The sequence below is a fragment of the Rhizobium sp. B230/85 genome, from assembly GCF_019355735.1.
Lineage (GTDB): Bacteria > Pseudomonadota > Alphaproteobacteria > Rhizobiales > Rhizobiaceae > Rhizobium > Rhizobium rhododendri.
In genome coordinates, this window is the sequence record NZ_CP072156.1 from 2,301,461 (window position 1) to 2,325,658 (window position 24,198).

General features: G+C 60.8%; 24 protein-coding genes, 1 tRNA gene, 2 pseudogenes and 1 riboswitch. Of the genes and pseudogenes, 16 read left to right on the forward strand and 11 right to left on the reverse strand.

Annotated features, from left to right (window positions below):
- Positions 1–53 precede the first annotated feature (53 nt).
- Positions 54–1,472 (reverse strand): magnesium transporter, encoded by a 1,419-nt coding sequence (gene mgtE, locus J5289_RS11215; RefSeq protein ID WP_142822752.1) that lies wholly within the window; start codon positions 1,470–1,472, stop codon positions 54–56.
- Positions 1,473–1,636: 164 nt separating this feature from the next.
- Here mgtE and J5289_RS11220 point away from each other — a divergent pair, with 164 nt between their 5' ends.
- Together J5289_RS11220 and J5289_RS11225 are read left to right on the forward strand one after the other, a co-directional pair.
- The gene (locus J5289_RS11220) at positions 1,637–2,143 is read left to right on the forward strand and encodes a peptide deformylase (RefSeq protein ID WP_209183795.1); all 507 of its coding nucleotides are present in this window, start codon (positions 1,637–1,639) and stop codon (positions 2,141–2,143) included.
- 54 nt (positions 2,144–2,197) lie between these two features.
- Positions 2,198–2,689 (forward strand): BON domain-containing protein, encoded by a 492-nt coding sequence (locus J5289_RS11225; protein WP_209183796.1) that lies wholly within the window; start codon positions 2,198–2,200, stop codon positions 2,687–2,689.
- Positions 2,690–2,758: 69 nt separating this feature from the next.
- Here J5289_RS11225 and J5289_RS11230 read toward each other — a convergent pair whose 3' ends face one another.
- Both J5289_RS11230 and lipB read right to left on the reverse strand, forming a co-directional pair.
- Positions 2,759–3,298, reverse strand: coding sequence for a hypothetical protein (locus J5289_RS11230; protein ID WP_209183797.1), 540 nt, complete (start codon positions 3,296–3,298; stop codon positions 2,759–2,761).
- Between the two features lie 376 nt (positions 3,299–3,674).
- Positions 3,675–4,394 (reverse strand): lipoyl(octanoyl) transferase LipB, encoded by a 720-nt coding sequence (lipB, locus tag J5289_RS11235; protein WP_209183798.1) that lies wholly within the window; start codon positions 4,392–4,394, stop codon positions 3,675–3,677.
- Between the two features lie 201 nt (positions 4,395–4,595).
- On the opposite strand from lipB, the gene J5289_RS11240 reads away from it, so the two are divergent.
- From J5289_RS11240 to fghA, 10 genes and pseudogenes are all read left to right on the forward strand, one after another.
- A tRNA-Leu gene (locus J5289_RS11240) sits at positions 4,596–4,680 on the forward strand.
- Between the two features lie 182 nt (positions 4,681–4,862).
- Entirely contained in the window at positions 4,863–5,798 is a 936-nt protein-coding gene (locus J5289_RS11245) for a DMT family transporter (RefSeq protein WP_209183799.1), read from the forward strand.
- Between the two features lie 84 nt (positions 5,799–5,882).
- Positions 5,883–6,593: a hypothetical protein gene (locus J5289_RS11250; protein WP_209183800.1), complete on the forward strand. Its 711-nt coding sequence runs from the start codon at positions 5,883–5,885 to the stop codon at positions 6,591–6,593.
- A 109-nt stretch (positions 6,594–6,702) separates the two neighbouring features.
- A pseudogene (locus J5289_RS11255) lies at positions 6,703–8,176 on the forward strand (acetyl/propionyl/methylcrotonyl-CoA carboxylase subunit alpha); the annotation flags it as partial.
- Positions 8,161–8,424 (forward strand): annotated as a pseudogene (locus tag J5289_RS29820) (acetyl/propionyl-CoA carboxylase subunit alpha); the annotation flags it as partial. The pseudogenes J5289_RS11255 and J5289_RS29820, both read left to right, overlap by 16 nt.
- A gap of 96 nt (positions 8,425–8,520) precedes the next feature.
- On the forward strand, positions 8,521–8,712 hold the full coding sequence (locus tag J5289_RS29825) for a biotin/lipoyl-containing protein (protein WP_374108583.1): 192 nt from the start codon (positions 8,521–8,523) through the stop codon (positions 8,710–8,712).
- A gap of 101 nt (positions 8,713–8,813) precedes the next feature.
- The gene (locus J5289_RS11260) at positions 8,814–10,079 is read left to right on the forward strand and encodes a hypothetical protein (protein ID WP_209187468.1); all 1,266 of its coding nucleotides are present in this window, start codon (positions 8,814–8,816) and stop codon (positions 10,077–10,079) included.
- Between the two features lie 149 nt (positions 10,080–10,228).
- Positions 10,229–11,356 carry an S-(hydroxymethyl)glutathione dehydrogenase/class III alcohol dehydrogenase gene (locus J5289_RS11265; RefSeq protein WP_209183803.1) on the forward strand — a complete coding sequence of 376 codons (1,128 nt, stop codon included), beginning with the start codon at positions 10,229–10,231 and terminating at the stop codon, positions 11,354–11,356.
- Between the two features lie 54 nt (positions 11,357–11,410).
- Positions 11,411–11,878, forward strand: coding sequence for a YaiI/YqxD family protein (locus J5289_RS11270; protein ID WP_209206557.1), 468 nt, complete (start codon positions 11,411–11,413; stop codon positions 11,876–11,878).
- Positions 11,875–12,708, forward strand: a complete 834-nt coding sequence (fghA, locus tag J5289_RS11275) for an S-formylglutathione hydrolase (RefSeq protein ID WP_209183804.1) — start codon at positions 11,875–11,877, stop codon at positions 12,706–12,708. The genes J5289_RS11270 and fghA overlap by 4 nt, the downstream gene beginning before the upstream one ends.
- A gap of 75 nt (positions 12,709–12,783) precedes the next feature.
- Here the strand turns inward: fghA and J5289_RS11280 are convergent, their stop codons facing one another.
- The 7 genes from J5289_RS11280 to crcB form a co-directional block, all read right to left on the reverse strand.
- Positions 12,784–13,173: a DoxX family protein gene (locus J5289_RS11280; protein WP_111221925.1), complete on the reverse strand. Its 390-nt coding sequence runs from the start codon at positions 13,171–13,173 to the stop codon at positions 12,784–12,786.
- A 112-nt stretch (positions 13,174–13,285) separates the two neighbouring features.
- Positions 13,286–14,818 (reverse strand): acyl-CoA carboxylase subunit beta, encoded by a 1,533-nt coding sequence (locus tag J5289_RS11285; RefSeq protein ID WP_209183805.1) that lies wholly within the window; start codon positions 14,816–14,818, stop codon positions 13,286–13,288.
- 65 nt (positions 14,819–14,883) lie between these two features.
- Positions 14,884–15,369, reverse strand: coding sequence for a hypothetical protein (locus J5289_RS11290; RefSeq protein ID WP_209183806.1), 486 nt, complete (start codon positions 15,367–15,369; stop codon positions 14,884–14,886).
- A 53-nt stretch (positions 15,370–15,422) separates the two neighbouring features.
- Entirely contained in the window at positions 15,423–16,211 is a 789-nt protein-coding gene (locus tag J5289_RS11295; RefSeq protein WP_209183807.1) for an ATP12 family chaperone protein, read from the reverse strand.
- 9 nt (positions 16,212–16,220) lie between these two features.
- Positions 16,221–16,877, reverse strand: a complete 657-nt coding sequence (locus J5289_RS11300) for an HAD-IA family hydrolase (RefSeq protein WP_142822773.1) — start codon at positions 16,875–16,877, stop codon at positions 16,221–16,223.
- Positions 16,874–17,869: an RluA family pseudouridine synthase gene (locus J5289_RS11305; RefSeq protein ID WP_111221920.1), complete on the reverse strand. Its 996-nt coding sequence runs from the start codon at positions 17,867–17,869 to the stop codon at positions 16,874–16,876. Before J5289_RS11305 ends, J5289_RS11300 begins: the two co-directional genes overlap by 4 nt.
- A gap of 135 nt (positions 17,870–18,004) precedes the next feature.
- Positions 18,005–18,382, reverse strand: a complete 378-nt coding sequence (gene crcB, locus J5289_RS11310; protein ID WP_209183808.1) for a fluoride efflux transporter CrcB — start codon at positions 18,380–18,382, stop codon at positions 18,005–18,007.
- Between the two features lie 155 nt (positions 18,383–18,537).
- Here crcB and J5289_RS11315 point away from each other — a divergent pair, with 155 nt between their 5' ends.
- On the forward strand, positions 18,538–18,810 hold the full coding sequence (locus tag J5289_RS11315; RefSeq protein WP_111221918.1) for a hypothetical protein: 273 nt from the start codon (positions 18,538–18,540) through the stop codon (positions 18,808–18,810).
- Between the two features lie 13 nt (positions 18,811–18,823).
- Here the strand turns inward: J5289_RS11315 and J5289_RS11320 are convergent, their stop codons facing one another.
- Entirely contained in the window at positions 18,824–19,354 is a 531-nt protein-coding gene (locus J5289_RS11320; RefSeq protein ID WP_209183809.1) for a copper chaperone PCu(A)C, read from the reverse strand.
- A gap of 181 nt (positions 19,355–19,535) precedes the next feature.
- Positions 19,536–19,622, forward strand: a riboswitch (glycine riboswitch).
- Positions 19,623–19,776: 154 nt separating this feature from the next.
- Between J5289_RS11320 and gcvT the strand changes: the two genes are divergently transcribed.
- From gcvT to gcvP, 3 genes are read left to right on the forward strand one after another with little or no spacing between them, the layout of a single operon-like run.
- Positions 19,777–20,913, forward strand: coding sequence for a glycine cleavage system aminomethyltransferase GcvT (gcvT, locus tag J5289_RS11325; protein ID WP_209183810.1), 1,137 nt, complete (start codon positions 19,777–19,779; stop codon positions 20,911–20,913).
- 27 nt (positions 20,914–20,940) lie between these two features.
- Positions 20,941–21,303: a glycine cleavage system protein GcvH gene (gene gcvH, locus J5289_RS11330; RefSeq protein ID WP_142822779.1), complete on the forward strand. Its 363-nt coding sequence runs from the start codon at positions 20,941–20,943 to the stop codon at positions 21,301–21,303.
- Complete coding sequence (gene gcvP, locus J5289_RS11335) at positions 21,303–24,167, forward strand: aminomethyl-transferring glycine dehydrogenase (protein WP_209206556.1); 2,865 nt, start codon at positions 21,303–21,305, stop codon at positions 24,165–24,167. The genes gcvH and gcvP overlap by 1 nt, the downstream gene beginning before the upstream one ends.
- Positions 24,168–24,198: the final 31 nt, after the last annotated feature.

Below are 24,198 nucleotides of genomic sequence, written 5' to 3' on the forward strand. Positions count from 1 at the left end.
AAAGTCAATTCTAGCCAATCTCGCCAAGCCCGGCAATCGATCAATGCGGCCGCTCAGTGAATGACAAACCACCATGTGGCGATGCCGAGAAATGCGAAATAGCCGGTGCAGTCGGTAACCGTGGTAACGAAGGCCGACGAAGCGATGGCGGGATCGGCGCCCATCCGGTTCAGCAGCAAGGGCAGCAGGATACCGCCAAGCGCTGCCGCCACGAGGTTGATGACCATCGCGGCACCGACGACCACGCCAAGCTGGAGATCGTGAAACCAGAAGGTGGCGATCGCTCCCATGAGGATGGCGAACACGATGCCGTTGAGCAACCCGACGGTCGCCTCCCTGCGGATGATCCGTGCCGCATTGTAGATATCGAGATCGCCGGTCGCCAATGCGCGTACGGTCACCGTCATCGTCTGCGTACCGGCGTTGCCACCCATGGAAGCGATGATCGGCATCAGCACGGCGAGCGCGATCATCTTCTCGATGGAAGCATCGAAGACACTGATGATGCTGGACGACAGGATCGCCGTCAGCAGGTTGACGGCAAGCCAGAGAAAGCGCGACCGCACCGTCGACGCGACGCTATCCGACAGTTCTTCATCGCCGACGCCGCCGAGCCGCTTGATATCCTCGTCCGCTTCCTCGTTGATGACGTCGACGACGTCGTCGATGGTCAGCACGCCGACTAGACGGCCGTTATCATCGACCACAGCGGCAGACAGCAGGTCGTACTGCTCGAAAAGACGGGCAGCCTCTTCCTGGTCCATCTCTGCCGAAATCGGATGCGTCGTCTCGCGCATGATGTCTTCGATCTTCGTCTGGCGTTTGCTGCGCAGGATGCGATCGAGCGCAAGCCCTCCGAGTAGCTTGAAGGTCGGATCGATGACGAAGATTTGCGAGAAGTCTTCCGGCAGCCCCTCTTCCTCGCGCAGATAGTCGAGCGTCTGGCCGACTGTCCAGAAAGGCGGCACGGCAACGAACTCCGTCTGCATGCGGCGACCCGCCGAGCTTTCCGGATAATCCAGCGCCCGCCGCAAACGAACACGTTCGGTGAAAGGCATCTGCGACAGGATTTCGTCGCGGTCCTGCTTGTCGAGGTCCTCCAGGATATAGACAGCGTCATCCGAATCGAGCCCGCCGATACCGGCAGCAATCCGCTCGTTCGGCAGGTGATCGACGATCTCGCGGCGGATCGCCTCGTCGACCTGCGTCAGCGCCGTCATATCGAAATCGTCACCGAGCAACCCGACAAGCGCCAGCCGTAGGTCGGAGTTCAGCGCCTCGAGAAGATCGCCAAGCTCGGATTCGTGCAGACGCACGACATTGCGGTGCAGAAAACCCGTATCGCCGGCATCGATCGCATGGCTTACCTGCGTCAGAAAATCGGCACGTACATTGCCGTCTTCGTCGTAGATGTCGAAGTGCCCGGTGTGGCTTCCGGCGCGAACGCGTTCGTCTGTGTCGGTCGTCGTCATCCGCGCCTCGCATTTTGCCGCATTCAGCACACCGAGTGAGAATGGCTGGATAAAATCCAATGTCAACAAGCGGATAGCCACGAATTCCTGTGGGATGGGAAGCTTGACACAGCCATTCGTTCAACAGTCTAACCGCTACGCCACAGTTTTAAAAAAAGTGACCCATGACCCCTCTCGCCATTCTTCGCTATCCAGATGCCCGTCTGAAGGTCGCCTGTGCCCCGGTGGTTGCCTTCGATGACGAACTCAGCCGGCTGTCGTCGGATCTGCTGCAGACAATGCGGGCAGCACCCGGGGTCGGAATAACGGGCGCCCATGTCGGCATCCTGAAGCGCGTCATGGTGATCGAACTGCAGCCTGGAGACACCATCCTGACCCTCATCAACCCCGAGATCGTCTGGTCATCCACCGAAACGGCGCGCCATCTGGAAGGCAGTGTCTGCATGCCGGGTGCAACAGAGGAAGTCGTTCGGCCCTCCGGCATCCGCTACACCTATCGCGACATCGAAGGTGCGCACCACGAGCACGCCGCCGACGGCTTTCTTGCCGCCTGTATTCAGCATGAGATCGATCAGCTCGACGGCATCTTCTGGCTACAGCGTCTGTCGAAGCTGAAAAGGGATCGGCTTGTCAAAAAATGGGAAAAAGGTGAAAGCGCCCGACGCGATTGAACCAAGCGCGCTTCAAGCCGTTGTGGGTCTGAAACGACGCAAGGGAGCTCGATCATGGGTGGTATTAAGAAAGACACGACACGCGAAGAAGACTACCGCGACTACGAAGAGCGCGACCTGAAGGAAGGCTGGCCCTATGACGACGACGCCGGCGCCTCCTCGGAGCCGTCCGAGAATCGCCCTTATGGCGAGACGGATGCTAATTTCGATGAAGGCAGTAACAAGAGCTTCACCGTTGCGCGCACCGACGCCGACGGCCAGCAGGAGCGCCAGTCCAACCCCCTGACCTCGACGACACGCGATCTCGTCGAATCGGACGATATCGAGGAGCGGGTGATGGATGCGCTCAGCGACGTCGAGGGTGCCAGCCCGGAAATGATCGACGTGCGCTCGGAAGGCACAGTCATCATCCTCGAGGGTGAAGTCGACGATGCTGCCACAGCGCGCCAGCTCGGACGCATCGCCCGCTCGATCTCCGGAGTGACCGCCGTGCGCAACCTCATCCAGATCATCGGCGTGGACGCCAACATCCCCGACGACGACTGAGAACAATACCGTAAACGCAAGAACGGGCGCCCCGACGGCGCCCGTTTTCGTTTGCGTCAAAGTATGAAATCAGCCTTTGAGCTTTGAATTGCAGAGGCTGTAGTAACCGCCGCCCTTCTGGATCCACTTGACGCCGGCAAGGGCATTCTTGGCTTTGGCATCGTGGTAGGCATCGACGCAGGTGTGGAAGCGGGCCTTGCCTGCAGTTTCGGTCGCATATTTCGGAGAAACGGCGGTGGGCAAGCTCAGGCCGGCAGGCGCTGCCATGGTCGGCTTGGCTGGCTCCTTGGCTGGAGGCGCAGTGGCGTCCGGCTCGTCTGCTGCCTTTGTTGCCGTCGGCTTGGCGGCCATTGTGTTGGCCTTGGTCGGCGCAGCAGCAGTGGTTGCGGCCGGCGCTGCGGCGGCAGGCGCTGCAGCGGCATCGGCGCCGCACTGGGCGGTACGGTAGTCGTTCCACTTCATGCCGTTCAACGTCCCTGCGGCCTGCGCCGCCTTGTACTTGACGCTGCACTCTTTCATCGTCAGGGCCGACGCGGGCGTGATCAAGGTCAGCGAGCCAAGCAGGGCGAAAGAGGCGAAAGATGTGAGTAAGAGTGTACGGCTGGTCATTCCAAGTCCTCACTTTGATGGTTGGGTCAGTATCGATCCCGCGATTCCCCATCTTGCGTTGCGCAGGGAGCCGCTGAAGAAGAGACTATTTCAGCGAAGGTGAACGCAGGATGACGAAAAAGCTAGGCCTCATTTCAAGGGACTAGAAGAGAGGCGGTCGGGATTATGGCGTGCACCAGCTGAAACACCACTCCGCAGAGAACGATGAACGCAAGGCCCATGGGCATCAGCAAATTGTTGTTCAGCATGCATGGCTCCCCCCAATACTTGGTTGGAGCATAGTCTACTATCGCGGACTGGCAAGCCCGATATTAATGTTTGGTTAAGCTTGATGCAGCGCCCAGCAACACAATAATATTAAGATATTCGAAGCATATCAGGACTTGTCTTCAACCGTCGGACCAAACACTGCCTCGAATGACTGTCGCAGGTTGACGTCGACGTCTGCCATGGTGACGGGCAGTCCGAGATCGACGAGGCTGGTGACGCCGTAGCTCGCGATGCCGCAGGGCACTATACCCGTGAAATGCTCCAGATCTGGCTCGACGTTCAGCGACAGGCCATGGAACGTCACCCATTTGCGCAGACGGATACCGAGCGCTGCGACCTTATCCTCCGCCATCGATCCATCTGGCAAAGGCGGCCGTTCCGGACGCCGCACCCAGACACCGACCCTGTCCTCGCGCCGCTCGCCACGCACGTTCATCGTCTCCAGCGTGCCGATGATGACCTCTTCCAGCGCTGCCACGAATGCACGGACGTCCTGGCGCCGGCGCTTCAGGTCCAGCATGACGTAGACGACGCGCTGGCCTGGACCGTGATAGGTGTATTCGCCGCCTCGCCCGGTCGCAAAAACGGGAAACCGGTCCGGCTGGATCAGGTCGGCCGAATGGGCGCTCGTGCCGCCGGTATAGAGTGGCGGATGTTCGACCAGCCACACGAGCTCGTCGCTGCGCCCCTCGGCAATGTCAGCCACTTCCCGTTCCATGGTCGCCACGGCATCGGTGTAGTCCACCAGGCCGTGAGCGACACGCCAGCGCACCGGAGGCGAACCAGGGGCCGGAATCATCGAAATCTCAAGATCCTTGCGCAACATCGCCGTCTGACTTCCCTGCAACAATTTATGTGAGACCGCTGGCAATAGCTGCAGCCGTTATTATGGCGTTATATGGATGGTTTAGAGGGTAAATTCAAACGCTTGTCACAGCATGTGAAAAAATCGGTGATAACGCTCTTGTGCCCCTCTAAGCCTTTTGCTACATGCAGCGCGCCGGAGCAATTCGGCACCTACCACGATGCGGTCGTGGCGGAATTGGTAGACGCGCAGCGTTGAGGTCGCTGTGGGGCAACCCGTGGAAGTTCGAGTCTTCTCGACCGCACCATCTCTTCTCGCAGGCTTTATGCAGCGGAACGAAGAGCTCTCTTTAAAGTCGAAAACGACTTTCGCTTCGGCGAGACGCCGGGGCAGCCGGAAGATGTTATTGTTATCCCTGCTTCTCATAGTTGCTCTTGCCTGCGCATTTCGCCTGTGATTGATGTCACGACGAAAACCGCAGAGCACCCAATGTCCCCAGCTGATTCTTCCTTTCAAAATCCGTTGCGCGGAATGCTGATCATGGCAGGCGCGATGGTTGTGCTTCCGGTCATGGATGCGATTGCCAAATATATGGCGACGTTCGAGGGGATGTCGCCGGGACAAGTGACTTTTTACCGCTTCTTCTTCCAGCTCCTCTGTACCCTGCCGCTGCTTCTGGCCGGAGGGTCTGCCTTTTCCACCAGGCGCCCATGGATGAACCTTTTGCGCGGCGTCCTGCATGGAGCGGCAAGCCTGCTGTTCTTCGTGGCTGTCAAATACATGCCGCTTGCCGATGTTTTCGCCATCTATTTCGTCGAGCCCTTCATCCTGGTCTGCCTGTCGGCACTCTTCCTCGGCGACAGGGTCGGCTGGCGGCGGTGGCTGGCGATCGTGGTCGGTTTCGGTGGCGCGATGATCGTCATCCAGCCAAGCTTCGAGATCTTCGGCCTGAAAGCGCTGTTGCCAGTGGCCTGCGCGTTTCTCTACGCCATCTACCTTTTCATGAACCGCGCCATAGGCGAAGCCGATTCGCCTTTGGCAATGCAGACCATGGCCGGTATCGGCGGTACCGTCTTCATGGCCGGTGCCCTGTTCGTCGGCAATGCCGCTGGAGCTGTGGATTTCTCCCTGTCGTTGCCCGGCTCCACCCTCGGCCTCCTGCTGCTTCTCATCCTCGGCTCGATTTCCGGCTACGCTCATATTCTGGTTGTCAGAGCATTTCGTCTGGCGCCCCTCTCGCTGCTGGCGCCGTTTCAGTATTTCGAAATCATTTCAGCGACGGTGCTCGGCTACGCGCTTTTCGGCGACTTTCCGAACCTCTCCAAATGGATCGGTATTGCCATCATCGTCGGCTCCGGATTGTTCATCATCTGGCGCGAACGGGTGAACTCTCGATTGTTAAAAACAGCCGTATTCGCCGACTAGGACGTTAACCGCGATCCTTGAGGCTTTCTCAACCGGAGGGCGGTAAAGAATTTCCCAGTTTCATGATGAAACGGGAGATAAAAGATGAGCGAGTTCCGTCTCTCTTTTCCGGCTTGGCTTCTTGCCGGAAAGAGTCGGCTTTCGGCCGAAGATGTACTGACATTGCGCAGGATTAGCTTTCCGGATGGCATCCGGGCGTCTGAAGACGCGGCTCTCCTGATGTCGATCCACAATTCCATCCCTGAGAAATGCGACGAATGGCATGGCTTCTTTATAGGAGGGCTGGCCGATTTCGTCGTCAATCACAGCTATCCCCAAGGTTCGCTGGATGATGCGAACGCGGCCTGGCTTATACAGGCGCTGTCCAGCGATGGCGTTGTCCACGCACCGAGCGAATTCGAGGTGCTGATGCAGGTCATCGATATCTCGGCAAACGTGCCGCCTGCGCTCGGCGCCTTCGCCATCGACCAGCTGAGATACGCCCTGGCTGCCGGCACCGGCGCCTATTGCGAGGTTCGCAGCATCGACAGCAGGGGTATTACCCGCCACGACGTCGAGTTTGTCAGGCACGTGTACAGACACTCGACAGACGCCTCTGGCATCGTCCTTTCGGCTGTCGAGATCGAGGCTCTCGACCGTGTTGCGCTGGCAGCGGATCCCCATGCAAACCATCCCGACTGGGCCAGGTTGCGACAGGCAGTCCGGGCGAAGCGCAGTGAAAATACGCCGCGCATCCGCTGGCTCCGCGTGTCGGACGATATGCTGGCAGAGGGCAACACCGAGGCCGCCGCCTAAGCCTGGTAAACTCCGGTTGGGCATTTTACCCGCCGGATGTTTTACAGCATTGAACCGCCTGTGGATTTGCGATTAGAACAGTCGATACTCAAGCCGCTGCGGAGCATCGATGTTCACAAAAATCCTGATCGCCAATCGCGGCGAGATCGCCTGCCGGATCATCAAGACGGCGCGGCGGATGGGCATTGCCACGGTTGCCGTCTATTCGGATGCCGACCGGGACGCGCTGCATGTCGAAATGGCCGACGAGTCCGTACACATCGGTCCACCGCCTGCCGCAGAGAGCTACCTCGACGCAGAGAAAATCATCGCTGCCTGCCGCCAGACCGGCGCCGAGGCTGTCCATCCCGGCTACGGCTTTCTCTCGGAACGGGCATCCTTCTGCGAGGCGCTGGAAGCCGAGGGGATCGTTTTCATCGGGCCGAAGCCCAAGGCCATCAAGGCTATGGGAGACAAGATCGAATCGAAGAAGTTCGCCCGCGCCGCCGGTGTCTCCACGGTTCCTGGCTATCTGGGAGTGATCGCCGACGCCGACCATGCGGAGACTATTGCCGCAGAGATCGGTTACCCCGTGATGATCAAGGCCTCCGCCGGGGGCGGTGGCAAGGGCATGCGTATCGCCTGGAGCAGTGCCGATGTCCGCGACGGGTTCGACCGTGCCAGTTCGGAAGCCAGAAGCTCGTTCGGCGACGACCGGCTGTTCATCGAGAAATACATCGTCGATCCCCGCCATATCGAGATCCAGGTGCTCGGCGATGCTTTCGGCACCGTGCTCTATCTCGGCGAACGAGAATGTTCGATCCAGCGTCGGAACCAGAAGGTCGTCGAGGAAGCACCCTCGCCGTTTCTCGATGCCGCCACACGGAAGGCCATGGGCGAGCAATCGGTGGCGCTTGCAAAAGCCGTCGACTACCAGAGCGCCGGCACCGTCGAGTTCATCGTCGACAGCCAGCGCAATTTCTACTTTCTCGAGATGAACACGCGCCTTCAGGTCGAGCACCCCGTTACCGAGCTTGTCACGGGCATCGATCTCGTCGAGCAGATGATCCGGATCGCAGCGGGCGAACGACTTTCCCTGGCGCAGGAAGACGTGGCGCTGAAGGGCTGGGCCATCGAAAGCCGCGTCTATGCCGAAGACCCCTATCGCAACTTCCTTCCATCAATCGGCCGATTGACCCGTTACCGCCCACCGGCCGAGCGCCGGACGACAGATACGGCTCTCCGCAACGATACCGGCGTCTTCGAAGGTGCCGAGGTATCGATGTTCTACGACCCGATGATCGCCAAGCTCTGCACATGGGCGCCAGATCGCCTGCAAGCCATCGAGGCCATGGGCGAGGCGCTGGACGGCTTCGTCGTCGACGGGATCGCCCACAACATTCCGTTCCTGTCCGCGTTGATGAAGCATCCGCGCTGGCGGGAGGGGCGGATCTCCACCGGTTTCATCGCCGAAGAGTTTCCCGATGGCTTCGCGCCGATGGCGCCGGACGCAGAACAGACCGAAACGCTGGTGGCGATTGCCATGGTCTGCGGCACGATCGATGCTGACCGCCGCCAGCACTATGCCGACCGCCTGCGTCCGCCGCCTGGAGACGAGATGATAGACCGTGTCATCAAGCTCGGGACGGATTACTTCCGCGTGCGGATGGCGAAGCGCGATAACGCAACGCCGTTTACGTATCTCATCGAGATAGCGGGCAATGAGATCGCGGTTGTCACCGGCTGGAGACCCGGCGACGCGGTGTGGTCAGGAACGGTGAACGGGCACAGCGTGACTGTCCAGACCCGGGAGCAGTCCAACGGCCTGCGCCTAGATTGGCAGGGCCTGTCGGTCGTCACCCGGTTCCTGACACCCCGGCAGCATGAACTCGACCGCCTGATGCCCATCAAGACGCCGCCCGATACTTCTAACCTGCTTCTATGCCCGATGCCGGGCCTGCTGGTTTCCATCGCGGTGACGGAAGGGCAACTGGTCAAGGCTGGCGAAACGCTGGCGGTCGTCGAGGCGATGAAGATGGAAAACGTGTTGCGGGCGGAGCGTGACCTGACCGTCGGCGCGATCGCGGTCAAGCCGGGGGAGAGCCTGTCGGTAGACGCTGTCATCATGACATTCGCGTGAGCCGGCCGGATGGTTAAATTGGTCGCTATGATCCTCGCGCTTTCTTAAAGAATCCGGCGAGATAAACGCCTTCAGGAGCAATTGCGCCCTGAGGAAAAACCGTGTCGTCGCTCTATTCCGCCATCCTGTTGCTGGCGATCAATCTCGGCGTACTGTGGCTGCTGATGGCTGCTCCCGTCGGGACGCGCACGATCCGCATGCGTCGCTCCTTCCGCCAGCCCGCCGATGCTCTATGGCAGGCGGTCAATCCGTCTGGAGCCAGCGCCGACTGGCACCATGGGGTCATCTCCAGCCGCGCCATCCTGGATAGACCGGGCATTGTCGAGCAGACCTATCGCCATCTCGACCGCCAGGGACAACCGATCCGCCGGCTTTTCGACGTCAAGATGACCGAGCCGACACCCGGCATGCTTGGCTACACGACAACGGTCGTTGACGACAGCACGCTCGACAATCGCTTCTGGCGCCATTTCCACGAACGGCGTCAGGTCGTGACCGACGCATCCGGCACGACGTTGATCGTCGAGCAGACCGATACCTATCGCGGTTTTGCTTTTCTGATCTTTCGCTATTTCACGCTCCGCCGCGAGTTGCGCGCTCTCGAGGGCTGGCTGAAAACAGGCCAGTCGACGCCCAACGGCATTTTTGAACATCCGCTCGTCCAGACCTTCCTGGCGGTCCTGTCGACCCTGATCCTCTGGCCATTTTTCGGCCTGGATGCCGCCGGGCTGATGATATCCACCTTTCTGACGGTAGTCATCGTCCTGCACGAACTCGGTCATATGGCCGCCTACCGGACATTCGGCCATCGCAAGGTGCGGATGATCTTCGTGCCCCTCCTTGGCGGCATCGCGATTGGCGGACGGCCATACAACAGCCTGTTCGAAGTCGCGACCTGCGCGCTCATGGGATCAGGCATGTCCGCCTTCCTGGTGCCGATCCTGATTGCAGGCATCCGCGCCAACGAGGCCGGCTGGCTGCCGGCCGATTGGCACGGACCTCTGCTAGTCTTCCTGCTCATTCTCGGCGCCTTCAATCTCCTCAATCTTTTGCCGATGTATCGCTTCGACGGGGGTCAGGTTCTGCGCCAGATCTTCACCGGGAAATTCAGCCTCGTCTTTGCCAGTTTCGCAATAACGCTGGCGATTCTTGCCGTTGGCTGGTCCATAGGCCTGACCGCATCTACGCTGCTTGCCGCCCTTGCGGTGTTCACGCTGCTCAGCCTGATCGGCTTCGGCTCGGTCAAGCCAAAGCACGAACTGGAGAAAATGTCCGGTGGCGAGAGACTGCTCGTCTCGTTCGGACTCTATGCCGCCGTGGCGATGCATGCCTATGCCATCCGTTTTGCCGCAGACATCCTGTTCTGATCGCGACCTCTTCGGTCGAAACTCCGGCTGGCGTAGTGGCTTCGACTGTGAACCCGGCTAAGTATCTGATTTTTCGCTTGAGCCGCAGCCGCGCGCCGTGCAATGTCGCCGCACTCGACAATCCAGTGCAAATCACCAGGAGACAGACGATGGACGTACGCGCCGCCGTTGCCGTTCAGGCAGGAAAACCGCTCGAAATCATGACCGTCCAGCTCGAAGGCCCTCGCGCCGGCGAAGTGCTGATCGAGGTCAAGGCGACCGGCATCTGCCACACCGATGATTTCACGCTCTCCGGCGCCGATCCCGAAGGCCTTTTCCCGGCGATTCTCGGCCATGAAGGCGCCGGCATCGTTGTTGACGTGGGCCCCGGCGTGACCTCCGTCAAGAAGGGCGATCACGTCATCCCGCTCTACACGCCGGAATGCCGCGAATGCTATTCCTGCCTTTCGCGCAAGACCAACCTGTGCACCTCGATCCGTGCCACCCAGGGCCAGGGCGTCATGCCCGACGGCACGTCGCGCTTTTCCATCGGCAAGGACAAGATCCACCACTATATGGGTTGCTCGACCTTCGCCAACTACACGGTCCTTCCCGAGATCGCGCTCGCCAAGGTCAATCCCGACGCGCCGTTCGACAAGATCTGCTACATCGGCTGCGGCGTGACGACTGGTATCGGCGCCGTCATCAACACGGCAAAGGTCGAGATCGGCTCGACGGCCATCGTCTTCGGCCTCGGCGGCATCGGGCTCAACGTGCTGCAGGGTCTGAGGCTCGCCGGCGCCGACATGATCATCGGCGTCGACCTCAATAACGACCGCAAGGCATGGGGCGAGAAATTCGGGATGACGCATTTCGTCAATCCGAAGGATGTCGGCGACGACATCGTTCCCTATCTCGTCAATATGACCAAGCGCAACGGCGACACCATCGGCGGCGCCGACTATACGTTCGATTGCACAGGCAATACCAAGGTCATGCGCCAGGCGCTGGAATCGTCTCATCGGGGTTGGGGCAAGTCCGTCGTCATCGGCGTTGCCGGCGCCGGCCAGGAAATCTCCACCCGCCCGTTCCAGCTGGTCACCGGCCGCTCCTGGATGGGCACGGCCTTCGGTGGCGCGCGCGGCCGCACGGATGTGCCGAAGATCGTCGACTGGTACATGGACGGCAAGATCCTGATCGATCCGATGATCACCCACACGATGCCGCTCGACGACATCAACAAGGGTTTCGAGTTGATGCACAAGGGCGAAAGCATCCGCAGCGTCGTCTTGTACTGATCTGGTCGAGGGCGGCCTTCCGGCTGCCCTCCCGTCTTGAAAATGGACCGTCTTATGATTTACGTCGATGCCGACGCATGCCCGGTGAAGCCTGAAGTCCTGAAGGTTGCCAAACGGCACAATCTCGAAGTGACTTTCGTCGCCAACTCAGGCCTGCGCCCGTCACGAGATCCGATGATCAAAAATGTCATCGTTTCCAACGGCTTCGATGCCGCTGACGACTGGATTGCGGAGCATTGCGGCGTTGGCGACGTGGTGGTCACTGCCGACGTGCCGCTGGCCGGGCGCTGTGTTGCGACCGGTGCCCTCGTAACGGGTCCGACGGGACGCGTCTTCGACACGGGCAACATCGGCATGGCAACGGCAATGCGCGATCTTGGCGCCCATCTGCGCGAGACCGGCGAGAGCAAGGGCTACAACGCAGCCTTCTCGCCGCGCGACCGGTCCAGCTTCCTCGAAACATTCGACCGGCTCTGCCGGCGGGCGAAAGCCCAAGTCCCCCCGACTGGAGATCCCACATGAAGGTCCATTCCCAGGTTACCGCTTTCGGCGGAATGCAGGGCGTATACTCTCACGAGTCCGAAGCCTGCCAGTGCGAGATGACGTTTGCCGTCTTTGTGCCCCCGCAGGCCATCGAACGGCCCTGCCCGGTCGTCTGGTTCCTCTCCGGCCTCACCTGCAGCCATGCCAACGTCATGGAAAAGGGGGAATATCGGCGGATGGCGGCGGAGCTCGGCCTGATCATTGTCTGCCCTGATACAAGCCCGCGTGGCAACGATGTGCCCGACGAACTCACAAACTGGCAGATGGGCAAGGGTGCGGGTTTTTACCTGGATGCCACCCAAATGCCATGGGCTGCAAACTTCCAGATGTATACCTACATCACCGAGGAACTGCCGGCCTTCGTCGCCCAGCATTTCCGCGTCGACATGACACGCCAGGGCATCTTTGGACATTCCATGGGTGGCCACGGCGCCCTGACGATCGCCCTGAAGAACCCCGACCGTTTTCGGAGCTGCAGTGCTTTCGCGCCCATCGTCGCGCCGATGACCGCCGACTGGTCGACCGGTGCTTTCAAAAAGTATCTCGGTGAAGATCAGGCGACGTGGCGGGCATACGACGCCTGCGCGCTCGTCGAGGACGGCGCCCGCTTTCCGGAAATCCTGATCGACCAGGGTAAGGCCGACGGCTATCTGGACACCGGCCTGCGCCCATGGCTTTTCGAGACAGCGACCGAAGATACCGGCATCGCACTCACGCTGCGCATGCACGAGCGCTACGACCATTCCTACTATTTCATCTCGACCTTCATGGACGATCACCTGAAATGGCACGCCGAGCGGCTGGTCTAGGAAAATCGGTCTAGACGCGAAAACTTGGGTTGGTATCGAAGCGGGGAAGACGAGCGCTTCCCCGCTTCGAGCCTTTTACTTCTTGCGATTGTCGACGGCCAGCAGGCCCGGGCCTGCGAACACGAAAAACAGGAAGACGAAGCAGAACAGAATGGCAGCATCGCCACCGTTGTTGACCGGAAAGAAATCCTTCGGTGCGTGCGCCATGAAATAGGCGACGGCCATGTTGCCGCAGAGAATGAAGGCAACCGGGCGGGTGAAGAGGCCGAAGAGGAACAGCAGGCCACCGAATGCTTCGAGAATACCTTGGGTCAGAGATAGCGCCGTCAGCGGCCCGGCGTGCTCGCCGTTCGGAAAGGCAAAAAGCTTCTGCGTGCCGTGCTCGATGAACTGCAGCGCCGTCATGATGCGAAGGACGGTGAGCGCGTAGGGTTGGTATTGGTTTAATCGATCAAAAAATGCCATGAAAATCTCCGGTTGAAAGCTCCCGCGCCACCGTTAACCTGAGGCTTCGATTCCACGAAGACACAGCTTCTGACACCACATCAATTTTTCGTGTAAAATCCGCGACTTGTCGTCACAGGGGAATGTTGTCGTGCTTCTTCCAGGGGTTCGACAGGTCCTTGTTCCGCAGCATCTTCAGCGCCCTGGCCAAACGCCTGCGGGTTGAGTGCGGCATGATGACCTCGTCGATATAGCCTCGCTCGGCGGCGACGAAGGGTGACAGGAAACGATCCTCGTACATCTTGGTATGCGCCGCGATCTTGTCCGGGTCGGCGATATCCTTACGGAAAATGATCTCGACCGCCCCCTTGGCCCCCATCACCGCGATCTGCGCAGTTGGCCAAGCATAATTGATATCGCCGCGCAGATGCTTGGACGCCATCACATCATAGGCACCGCCGAACGCCTTGCGGGTGATAACGGTCAGCTTCGGCACCGTCGCCTCCGCATAGGCAAACAGCAGCTTGGCACCATGCTTGATCAGCCCGCCATATTCCTGCGCCGTGCCGGGGAGAAATCCAGGCACATCGACGAAGGTGACGACGGGAATGTTGAAGCAATCGCAAAAGCGCACGAAGCGGGCGGCCTTGCGAGAGGCGTCGCTGTCGAGCACGCCGGCCAGAACCATCGGCTGGTTGGCGACGAAACCGACCGTCGATCCCTCGATCCGGCCGAACCCACAGACGATGTTCTTCGCAAAGCTTGCCTGGATCTCGAAGAAGTCCCCCTCGTCCGCCACCTTGAGGATAAGTTCCTTGATGTCATACGGCTTGTTGGCGCTGGCAGGGACGAGCGTATCCAGAGACATATCCATGTCAGTCACCGACTGGTGACTGACAATCGATGGCACCGGCGCGGTGTTGGAAAGCGGCAACAGGTCGATCAGCCGGCGCACCTGCAGCAGGGTGTCGATATCGTTGTCGTAGGCGCCGTCGGCGATCGACGATTTCGTCGTGTGGATCGACGCCCCGCCGAGTTGCTCTGCCGTCACGGTCTCGTTGGTCACCGTCTTGACCACGTCAGGCCCGGTGACGAACATGTAGGACGTGTCGCGCACCATGAAAATGAAATCGGTCATGGCCGGCGAGTAGACGTCGCCACCGGCACAGGGGCCCATGATGACCGAGATCTGCGGAATCACGCCAGATGCAAGGACGTTACGCTGGAAGACCTCGGCGTAGCCGCCAAGTGCTGCGACGCCCTCCTGGATACGGGCACCGCCGGCATCGTAGAGACCGATGATCGGCGCCCGGTTCTTCAGCGCCATGTCCTGCAGCTTGATGATCTTTTCCGCATGCGCTTCGGAAAGCGAGCCGCCGAAGACGGTGAAATCCTTGGCAAAGACGAACACCGTCCTGCCGCTGACCGTACCCCAGCCTGTCACTACGCCGTCGCCGGCAATACGGTTGTCCTGCATGCCGAAGTCGCTGGAGCGATGCTGGACGAACATGCCGAATTCTTCGAACGATCCGTCGTCGAGAAGCACGTCGATCCGCTCGCGTGCTGTCAGCTTCCCCCGCGCATGCTGTGCATCGATGCGAACCTGTCCCCCGCCGAGCCTGGCCGCCTCGCGGCGTTCTGCCAGTTCCTCCAGAATGTCTTTCATGCCAGCCTCAGGTCCAACCGCATTTCAGGGTCTGTCGTCTCACGCCTCGGTCGCTTCCGGACCCGTCAGTTATCCGGTCGCGGCGCCGTAAGCCCGTAGGCCGCACGAATGCGCGCGGCAATATCCTCGGCCATGAGGTCGTCTATTGCATCGCTATCGGCCGAAAACGTTGTCGACTCGAAGGAGTTCACGGCAACCACCGAGCCTGTATCGATCGCACTGGCGTCGATATCGACCTTTGCGGAGTTGCGGTTCTTCTCGTAGCCCTGTGCCCGCTCGGATTGTGTGATGTGGATGGTGAGTGCCACGGCACCCTCCGTCACAGCACGCTTGGTGGCAGCAATCGCGGCGTTCACCCGTGTGCTGACCTCAGACAGCAGCCTCGGAGACGCGCCATTCGCGGAGACGACAGTGACACTGCGGACATCGTAGACAGGCCCGGGCGGCGGGTTCAGAGGCGGCATATGATAGCACGCGGACAGCAGCACGCATGCTGCCAGCGCCGGCAACAGCCGAACCTTGGTGGAGAAAGAAATTTTGCTGCCGATCATCACGCTACGCCCGTTAGGCCTCAACCTTCGCTATAACGGATTGCAAATCAACACTATTCCGCCAAAGCGTGACGAAAAACCTCGGCAGCGGTCAGAAATTCTGCAAACCGCAGCGACCGTCGGTGCTCCGCTTCTGCATCGCTACCCCACTGTTCGCTCGTCCAGTCCTCGTCAAGATGTGCCAGCGACCAGCTTTCTTCTGCCGGAAGATATCCCTCAGCAAACGCCAGTGTGAGGATCGCCGATCCCGTCAGCGTCGTCAGGGTATGAAGGCCTGCCAGTTGCAGCGGGTTTCCGTATTTCGAGAGCGCTGATTCGAATTTGTCGATGGCCTCTTTCGGCTGCTCCCGATGTATCACGCCTTCGGCCAGCAGAAACCGGGCCCCGAATGTCGCATCTGCCCAGTCCAGTACGGGGTCCCAGCGCTCTGCCTGGCGCCGGACGAGTTCGACCGGCGTATGCGCCCGGTAGCAGATGAGATCGATGCCGCTGTATCGGACGATGTCGTCGGAAACGGCCTTGGGATCTTTGGCGATCCCATCCAGCGCCGTGTTGACCAGCCGCGTGACCGGCATCGTCATCGGGTCGATGAAATCAGCCTGGGCCCGCCATTCCCGGGCGATCCGATCTGCCAGCACCGCGTTTGCAACGCTCAGTGCGTTGCGGGCCGGTGTCTTCACGGGACGACCGTCGAGTTCGACTGCAAAGCCACCCTCGCCCTGGCGAACGCCTACCTCCTTGTAGAAGCGCTTCGGCAGCGGCTTCTTCATGGCCATCTGTGCCCGGCGAACCGGGTCGGGATCGCTCAGCTGCTGGGTGAAATCTGTCAGATCTTCGCGCATCGGATAGCCTCAGACAATATGGCTCAGCAGGTCGTTCGGATGGTGGGCGATGGCGTCTGCACCGCTTGCAAGCAGGTCTTCTATTGCTGCATAGCCCCAGGCGACGCCGATCGCCGTTGCACCGGCGGCCTTGGCCATCTGCATGTCGTAGATCGCGTCGCCAATGACAACCGTATCGTGGGCAGAGATGCCGGTTTCCTCGCAGCACTCGGTCACCATAGCGGGGTGCGGCTTCGACGGGCAGTCGTCGGCTGTGCGCGAAACGACGAAATGCGGCGCAAGGCCGTGCATGTGGAGGATCTCGGTCAGCCCGCGACGGGATTTGCCGGTGACTGCGCCGATCGTCAACGCGTCGCCGCGCGCAACCAGCGTATCGACCAGCGGCCGTATACCGTCGAACAACGGCGTATCCATGCCCGGCTCATCGCGCACATCGGTGTAGATGGTCTTGTAATGAGCCATCATGGCCACCGCCTCGTCGTCGACATGCTGACGGCCCAGCATGCGGGCAATGGCGATATCGAGCGTCAAGCCGATGATCGACTTGGTCGAAGCGATGTCCGGCCGTTTGTGCTTGAAGTCGACGAAGGTGCGGGCCATCACCTCATGGATCAGGCGCGCGCTGTCGACGAGCGTACCGTCGCAGTCAAAGAGAACGAGCTTCATTCTTCGTTGTTTTCATAGGGCGAGAGATCGAAGCCGAGCAGGTTCCAGCTCTGCACCATGTGTGGCGGCAATGGTGCCGTCACGCGCAGCCGTCCGCCGTTCGGGTGCGGTATATCGATGTGGCGGGCATGCAGATGCAGCCGCTTCTGGATACCGCCGGGGAAAGGCCAGTTGTGGTCTTCCTCGAAATATTTCGGATCGCCGATGATCGGATGGCCCATGCCCAGCGCATGAACTCGGAGCTGGTGGGTACGGCCCGTATAGGGCTCCATCTCAAGCCATGCCATAGTCTGCGCAGCTGTTTCCAGCACACGGTAATAGCTGATCGCATGATCGGCGCCGTCTTCGCCGTGCTTGGCGATGCGCATCCGATCGCCGTCCGGTGTCGCTTCCTTCACCAGCCAGCTGGAGATCTTGTCCTCGTGCTTGCGCGGTACGCCCTTGACCAGCGCCCAGTAGGTCTTTTTCGTGTCGCGCTCGCGAAACGCCGCTGTCAGCTTCTGCGCTGCACCGCGGGTGCGGGCGACAACGATCACACCGGTCGTGTCGCGGTCGAGGCGGTGCACCAGACGCGGCTTTTCGCCCTTCTTGCTGGTCCAGGCTTCGAGCATCTTGTCTAGATGACGGTGAAGGCCGGAGCCGCCCTGCACGGCGAGGCCGGCCGGCTTGTTGAGTACAAAGACTTTCTCGTCCTCGTGCAGGAGCATGCGGGCCAGCAGATCGCCGTCGTCGTCGTTCTTCAGGTCGCCGCCGCTGATCGGGCCGCCCTTGATGATCTTCTCGTCGATATCCATCGGCGGAATGCGGACGGTCTGTCCGTACTGGACACGCGCGTCGGTCTTGACGCGTCCGCCATCGACCCGCACCTGGCCGGAGCGAAGCAGTTTCTGCAGCTGCCCGAATCCGAGGCCCGGAAAATGCACCTTGAACCAGCGGTCAAGGCGCATGCCCGACTCTTCCGGCTCGACTAGTCTATGCTCAATCCCGGCCATGCTTCTTCTTTCAAACGATGAGGTCTCGGCCTAAGCCGGCCTTTTGCCGTCGCTTTAGAGCATTTTTCGGCAAAGTGGAAACCGGAATCGTCGCCATTGGTCGTTTGTTACGCTTTCCGGCCCGGTTTTGCCAGATCAGGTCAGTGCCCGCGCCACCATGAGGCCTGCAAAGACCGTGCAGAGCGACACGCCGACGCTGACGAAAACATATAGCAATGCAAGACCGACATTGCCACGCTCGGCCAAGGCGATGGTGTCGAGCGAAAATGCGGAGAACGTGGTGAAACCGCCGACAAGCCCGGTCATCAGCAAAAGGCGCAGATTGTCCGATCCGCCATATTTGCGGGCGATGAGCTCCGCAAACACCCCGATGATGAAAGAGCCGACGACGTTGACGGTCAGCGTCCCCCAGGGGAAGGCAGGCCCGCCGATCCTGAAACCCCAGATGCCGACATAATATCTGAGGACAGAGCCGATTGCGCCGCCGAAAGCGACCAGAAGAACTTGAAACATGAGGTGCTGTTACCGAAGGATTGCGATCCCGCCAAGGTAGAAATCGGCAAAGCCTCATTCGTTTGGCGATCCATAAAATACCACCGGTTTTCTTCAGCGCGCAAGAAGATCGTCGCGATAAGGTTCCATATGCTTCTCCGTCTGGACATCTCGTAATGGTCGAAGTCGTCAACGTTTCCGCCTACATGGCATCCTGGGCCGCTGACATGACCAAACAGCCGACGCTGGTTCCGCCTGCCATCGCCGAGCGGACTGCGCGCAAGGAAGCGCTGCGCCGACTGCGGGATGGTGTTGATGACAGCGACGTCGAAAGCATTTCGCCGATCATTCAGGCAACGACCATTGGCCTCGACCTGATGAATGAAGGCAGCCGCCAGCCGCGCTCCACGCTCCAGCACGCGCTGGATTCTTACGCCGAGAACGACTGACTTGCCGTTCCGCCTAGTTGCCCCTCGCTGACTCCACCGGCAACGACATCGAAACCGCTCCGGCTTTTTCAAACGTCAGCATAACCGGCACGACACCGCCTTGTCTGAAGGGCGCCCTCACTTGCTTGAACATCATGTGAAGCGTGTTCGGCGACAGCACGACCGTCGCGCCCGGGCCGATCACGATGCCATCCTTCAGTTCGCGCATCCGCATGATGTTGTCCTTCATCGTCATTTCGTGAAGCTCGACTTTCGCTGCCGCCGGAGACGAGACGGAGACCAACCGCTCTTCGCTGCTGCCACCATTGTGGATCGTCACGTATCCGCCGCCGACCGGCTGCCCCGGCAACATCGCCCTGACATAGCCGCCGGTGATGTCGAGATCGCCTGCCTTGACCGCCGCTGTGCCGACAGGTTCCGGGCTGGACATCGACATGCCAGACATATTTTTCATATCACTGCTCTGCGCCAGCACTATCGAGGTTCCCGACGCAAGCAGCACCAAGGCGAGTGCTAAAACTCTGAGCGAGTGGTGTTTCTGCATGGCGTTCTCCAGTCTGGCGATGCGCGTTTCACATCGTATGCTATCGCCGGATGATGGGATGTTTGGCCCGAACTTGCAACGCTGCCGCGCAGGCATCGCGAATGCCGGAACGCCGCGACAAAAAACTGCCGGATCGCGACATTTCCACTTGCCAACGCCAGCGCCCGCCCGATAATGGCTTCCAACCCGATTGGGAGAATCCGGCGATGCCGGTGCCGAAGGAGCAACCGCCCCGGAAACTCTCAGGCCCAAGGACCAGTCGGGGGCAGACGAAACTCTGGAGAGAGGCGCCGCGTTGACGGTGCTCGCCGAAGGGATAACAATCTCAGGCGAACGGACAGAGGGGGCTCATCACCAAGGCGCCATTGCGCCGGATCCATGAGCCCGCGCTTCGAGAGAAGTGCAAACGCCGGAGGCGTCGTTTGACCGAGACAGTTGCCCTGAAAAAGACAGCCCTGCACCAGCTGCACATTGCACTGGGTGCCCGCATGGTGCCTTTCGCCGGATACGACATGCCGGTGCAATATCCGGCCGGCGTCCTCAAGGAGCATCTGCAGACGCGCTCAGCGGCGGGTCTCTTCGATGTGTCGCACATGGGCCAGATCATCATCCACGCCCGTTCAGGCACTTACGAGGATGCGGCCCTGGCGCTGGAGACCTTGGTGCCCGTCGACATCCTCGGCCTCAAGGCGGGACGTCAACGCTACGGCTTCTTTACCGATGACAGCGGCGCAATTCTCGACGACCTGATGATTGCCAATCGCGGCGACCATCTGTTCGTCATCGTCAACGCCGGCTGCAAGGACGCCGATCTCGCCCATCTGCAGAAACATATCGGCGATCGGTGCGAGATCACGCTGCTGGACCGCGCCCTCGCTGCGCTCCAGGGCCCCCGTGCGCAGGCAGCGCTGTCGGAGCTCTGGCCGGGTCTCTCGGAAATGAAGTTCATGGATGTCCGCGATGTCGGCCTGCACGACGTACCCTGCCTGGTGTCGCGTTCCGGCTACAGCGGCGAGGACGGTTTCGAGATTTCCATTCCGGCAGACAAGGCCGAAACGGTGGCCAAATGGCTGCTCGACCACCCCGACGTGCAGCCGATCGGCCTCGGCGCCCGCGATTCCCTCCGGCTCGAGGCCGGCCTATGCCTCTATGGCAACGACATCGACACCACCACATCGCCCGTCGAGGCAGGGCTGGAATGGGCGATCCAGAAAGTCCGTCGCAATGGCGGCGCTCGTGCCGGCGGCTTTCCGGGTGCAGAACGTATCCTGGCCGAACTCGATAATGGCGCGTCGCGCCGTCGCGTCGGACTTAAGCCGGAGGGCAAGGCGCCGGTTCGCGGCCATGCCAAACTTTACAGCGATGCCGAAGGCTCGACGGAGATCGGCGAGGTCACTTCCGGCGGATTCGGCCCGAGCGTCGATGGCCCCGTGGCCATGGGCTATGTGCCGACAGCTCTCGCTACGCCCGGAACATCGATTTTCGCCGAGGTGCGCGGGAAATTCCTGCCCCTCGTCGTCACCGCCCTTCCCTTCATCACCCCGACTTACAAACGCTAATACCGGTTTCCCAGAGAGGATATTTCCATGTTGAAGTTCACCGAAGAGCACGAATGGCTGAGCATCGAAGGCGGCATCGCCACGGTCGGCATTACCACCTACGCCGTCGACCAGCTTGGTGACCTCGTTTTCGTCGAACTGCCGGAGATCGGCGCCACTCTGACGAAGGCCGGCAATGCTGCGACGGTCGAGAGCGTCAAGGCCGCCTCCGACGTCTACTCCCCGCTCGACGGTGAAATCACCGAAGTCAACGAAGCGATCGTCGCAGATCCGTCGCTGGTCAACTCCGACCCGATGGGCAAGGGCTGGTTCTTCAAGCTGAAGCTCGCCAATGCCTCCGATGTCGACACGCTGCTGGACGAAGCCGCTTACAAGGAGCTCACCGCCTGATGAATACGCCGACTGAGTTTACCTTTACGGACTACCAGCCGTATGATTTCGCCAACCGCCGTCATATCGGTCCTTCGCCCGAGGAAATGGCGGCGATGCTGAAGGTCGTCGGCTACAAGAGCCTCGATGCGCTGATCGACGCCACCGTGCCGCCAGCGATCCGCCAGACGTCGCCGCTCGCCTGGGGGCCAGCGATGACCGAACGCGAGGCGCTCGACAAGCTGCGCGAGACTGCCAACAAGAACAAGCTGCTCGTCTCGCTGATAGGCCAGGGCTACTACGGCACGATCACTCCGCCTGTGATCCAGCGGACCATTTTGGAGAACCCCGCCTGGTACACGGCCTACACGCCTTATCAGCCGGAAATCAGCCAAGGCCGGCTAGAGGCGCTGCTGAACTACCAGACCATGATTACGGATCTCACCGGCCTCGACGTCGCCAACGCCTCGCTTCTGGATGAGGCCACCGCTGCCGCCGAAGCCATGGCGATGGCCGAGCGCGTGTCGAAATCGAAGGCCAAGGCGTTCTTCGTCGATGCCGCCTGCCACCCGCAGACAATCGCACTGATCGAGACCCGCGCCGAGCCGCTGGGCTGGCAGGTCATAACAGGCAATCCCTTCACCGATCTCGACCCCGTCGATGTCTTCGGCGCCATCTTCCAGTATCCCGGCACCCATGGCCACATCCACGATTTCACCGGCCTGATCTCCAGATTGCACCAGACGGGCGCGATCGCTGTGGTCGCCGCCGACATCCTGGCGCTGACGCTGCTGAAGTCGCCCGGAGAAATGGGCGCAGATATAGCCATTGGTTCGTCGCAGCGGTTCGGCGTACCCGTCGGCTACGGCGGCCCACACGCCGCCTACATGGCCGTCAAGGATGTCCAAAAGCGCTCGATGCCCGGTCGCCTGGTCGGCGTCTCGCTCGACGCTCGCGGAAACCGCGCCTATCGGCTCTCGCTGCAGACGCGCGAACAGCATATCCGCCGCGAAAAGGCGACTTCCAACATCTGCACCGCCCAGGTGCTGCTCGCCGTCATGGCCTCGATGTACGCGGTCTTCCACGGTCCCCAGGGCATCAAGGCCATCGCCCAGCAGGTGCACCAGAAGGCCGTGCTGATGGCCAAGGGCCTCGAAAAGCTCGGCTACACCATCGAGCCAGAGACCTTCTTCGACACCATCACCGTCGATGTCGGTCACATGCAGGCGCTGATCCTGCGCGCCGCTGTCGCGGAGGGGGTCAACCTTCGCAAGATCGGCGAAACCCGAATCGGCATGAGCCTCGACGAGCGGACCCGCCCTGCAACGCTGGAAGCAGTTTGGCGTGCCTTCGGCGGCACGTTCGAGCTCGCCGACTTCGCCCCGGAATATCGCCTGCCGAAGGACCTTTTGCGTACCAGCCCCTACCTCACGCATCCGATCTTCCACATGAACCGCGCAGAAAGCGAAATGACCCGCTATATCCGGCGGCTGTCGGACCGGGACCTAGCGCTCGACCGTTCGATGATCCCGCTCGGCTCCTGCACGATGAAGCTGAACGCCACAGCCGAGATGCTGCCCATCAGCTGGCCGGAACTTGCCGATATCCACCCCTTCGTGCCCGACGACCAGGCGCTCGGCTATCGCGCCATGCTCGACGACCTCACCGAAAAGCTCTGCGCCGTCACCGGCTACGATGCCTTCTCGATGCAGCCGAACTCCGGGGCGCAAGGGGAATATGCCGGTCTCCTGACCATCCGTAACTACCACCGTGCCAACGGCGACGATCACCGCGACGTCTGCCTGATCCCCACCTCTGCCCACGGCACCAATCCGGCCTCGGCACAGATGGCCGGCATGAAGGTGGTGATCGTCAAGGTCGGGGACGACGGCGATATCGACATGGATGATTTCCGCGCCAAGGCAGAGCAGCATGCGGCAAATCTCTCCTGCTGCATGATCACCTATCCCTCGACCCACGGCGTGTTCGAGGAGACGGTGAAGGAGATCTGCGAACTCGTCCACAAGCACGGTGGCCAGGTCTATCTCGACGGCGCCAACATGAACGCTATGGTCGGTCTGTCCCGACCCGGCGATATCGGTTCCGACGTCAGTCACCTGAACCTGCACAAGACCTTCTGCATCCCGCATGGCGGTGGCGGTCCCGGCATGGGTCCGATCGGCGTCAAGGCGCATCTGGCAGCCTACCTGCCGGGCCATCCGCAGACGGACGGTCGCCCCGGCGCTGTCTCTGCTGCAGCTTTCGGCTCTGCCTCGATCCTGCCGATCTCCTGGAGCTATTGCCTGATGATGGGCGGCGAAGGCCTGACGCAGGCAACGAAAGTGGCGATCCTCAACGCCAACTACATCGCGGCGCGACTGAAGGACGCCTATCCGGTGCTCTACACATCGAAGGCCGGTCGTGTGGCGCATGAATGCATCATCGACACGCGGCCGCTGGTCGACAGCGCCGGCGTGACCGTCGACGATGTCGCCAAGCGGCTGATCGATTGCGGCTTCCATGCCCCAACGATGAGCTGGCCGGTGGCCGGCACGTTGATGATTGAGCCGACCGAGTCGGAAACCAAGGCCGAACTCGACCGCTTCTGTGCAGCCATGCTCGCCATTCGCGACGAGGCCCGCGCCATCGAGGACGGCCGGATGGACAGGACTAACAACCCGTTGAAAAATGCGCCGCACACGGTCGAAGACCTCGTCGGCGAATGGAATCGGCCCTATTCCCGCGATCAGGCCTGCTATCCGCCCGGCGCCTTCCGCGTGGACAAATACTGGTCACCGGTCAACCGCGTCGACAACGTCTACGGCGACCGCAACCTCATCTGCACATGCCCGCCCGTCGAGGACTACGCCGAAGCAGCAGAATAAAGACAGATGGCCCCGGATCGAACCGGGGCCA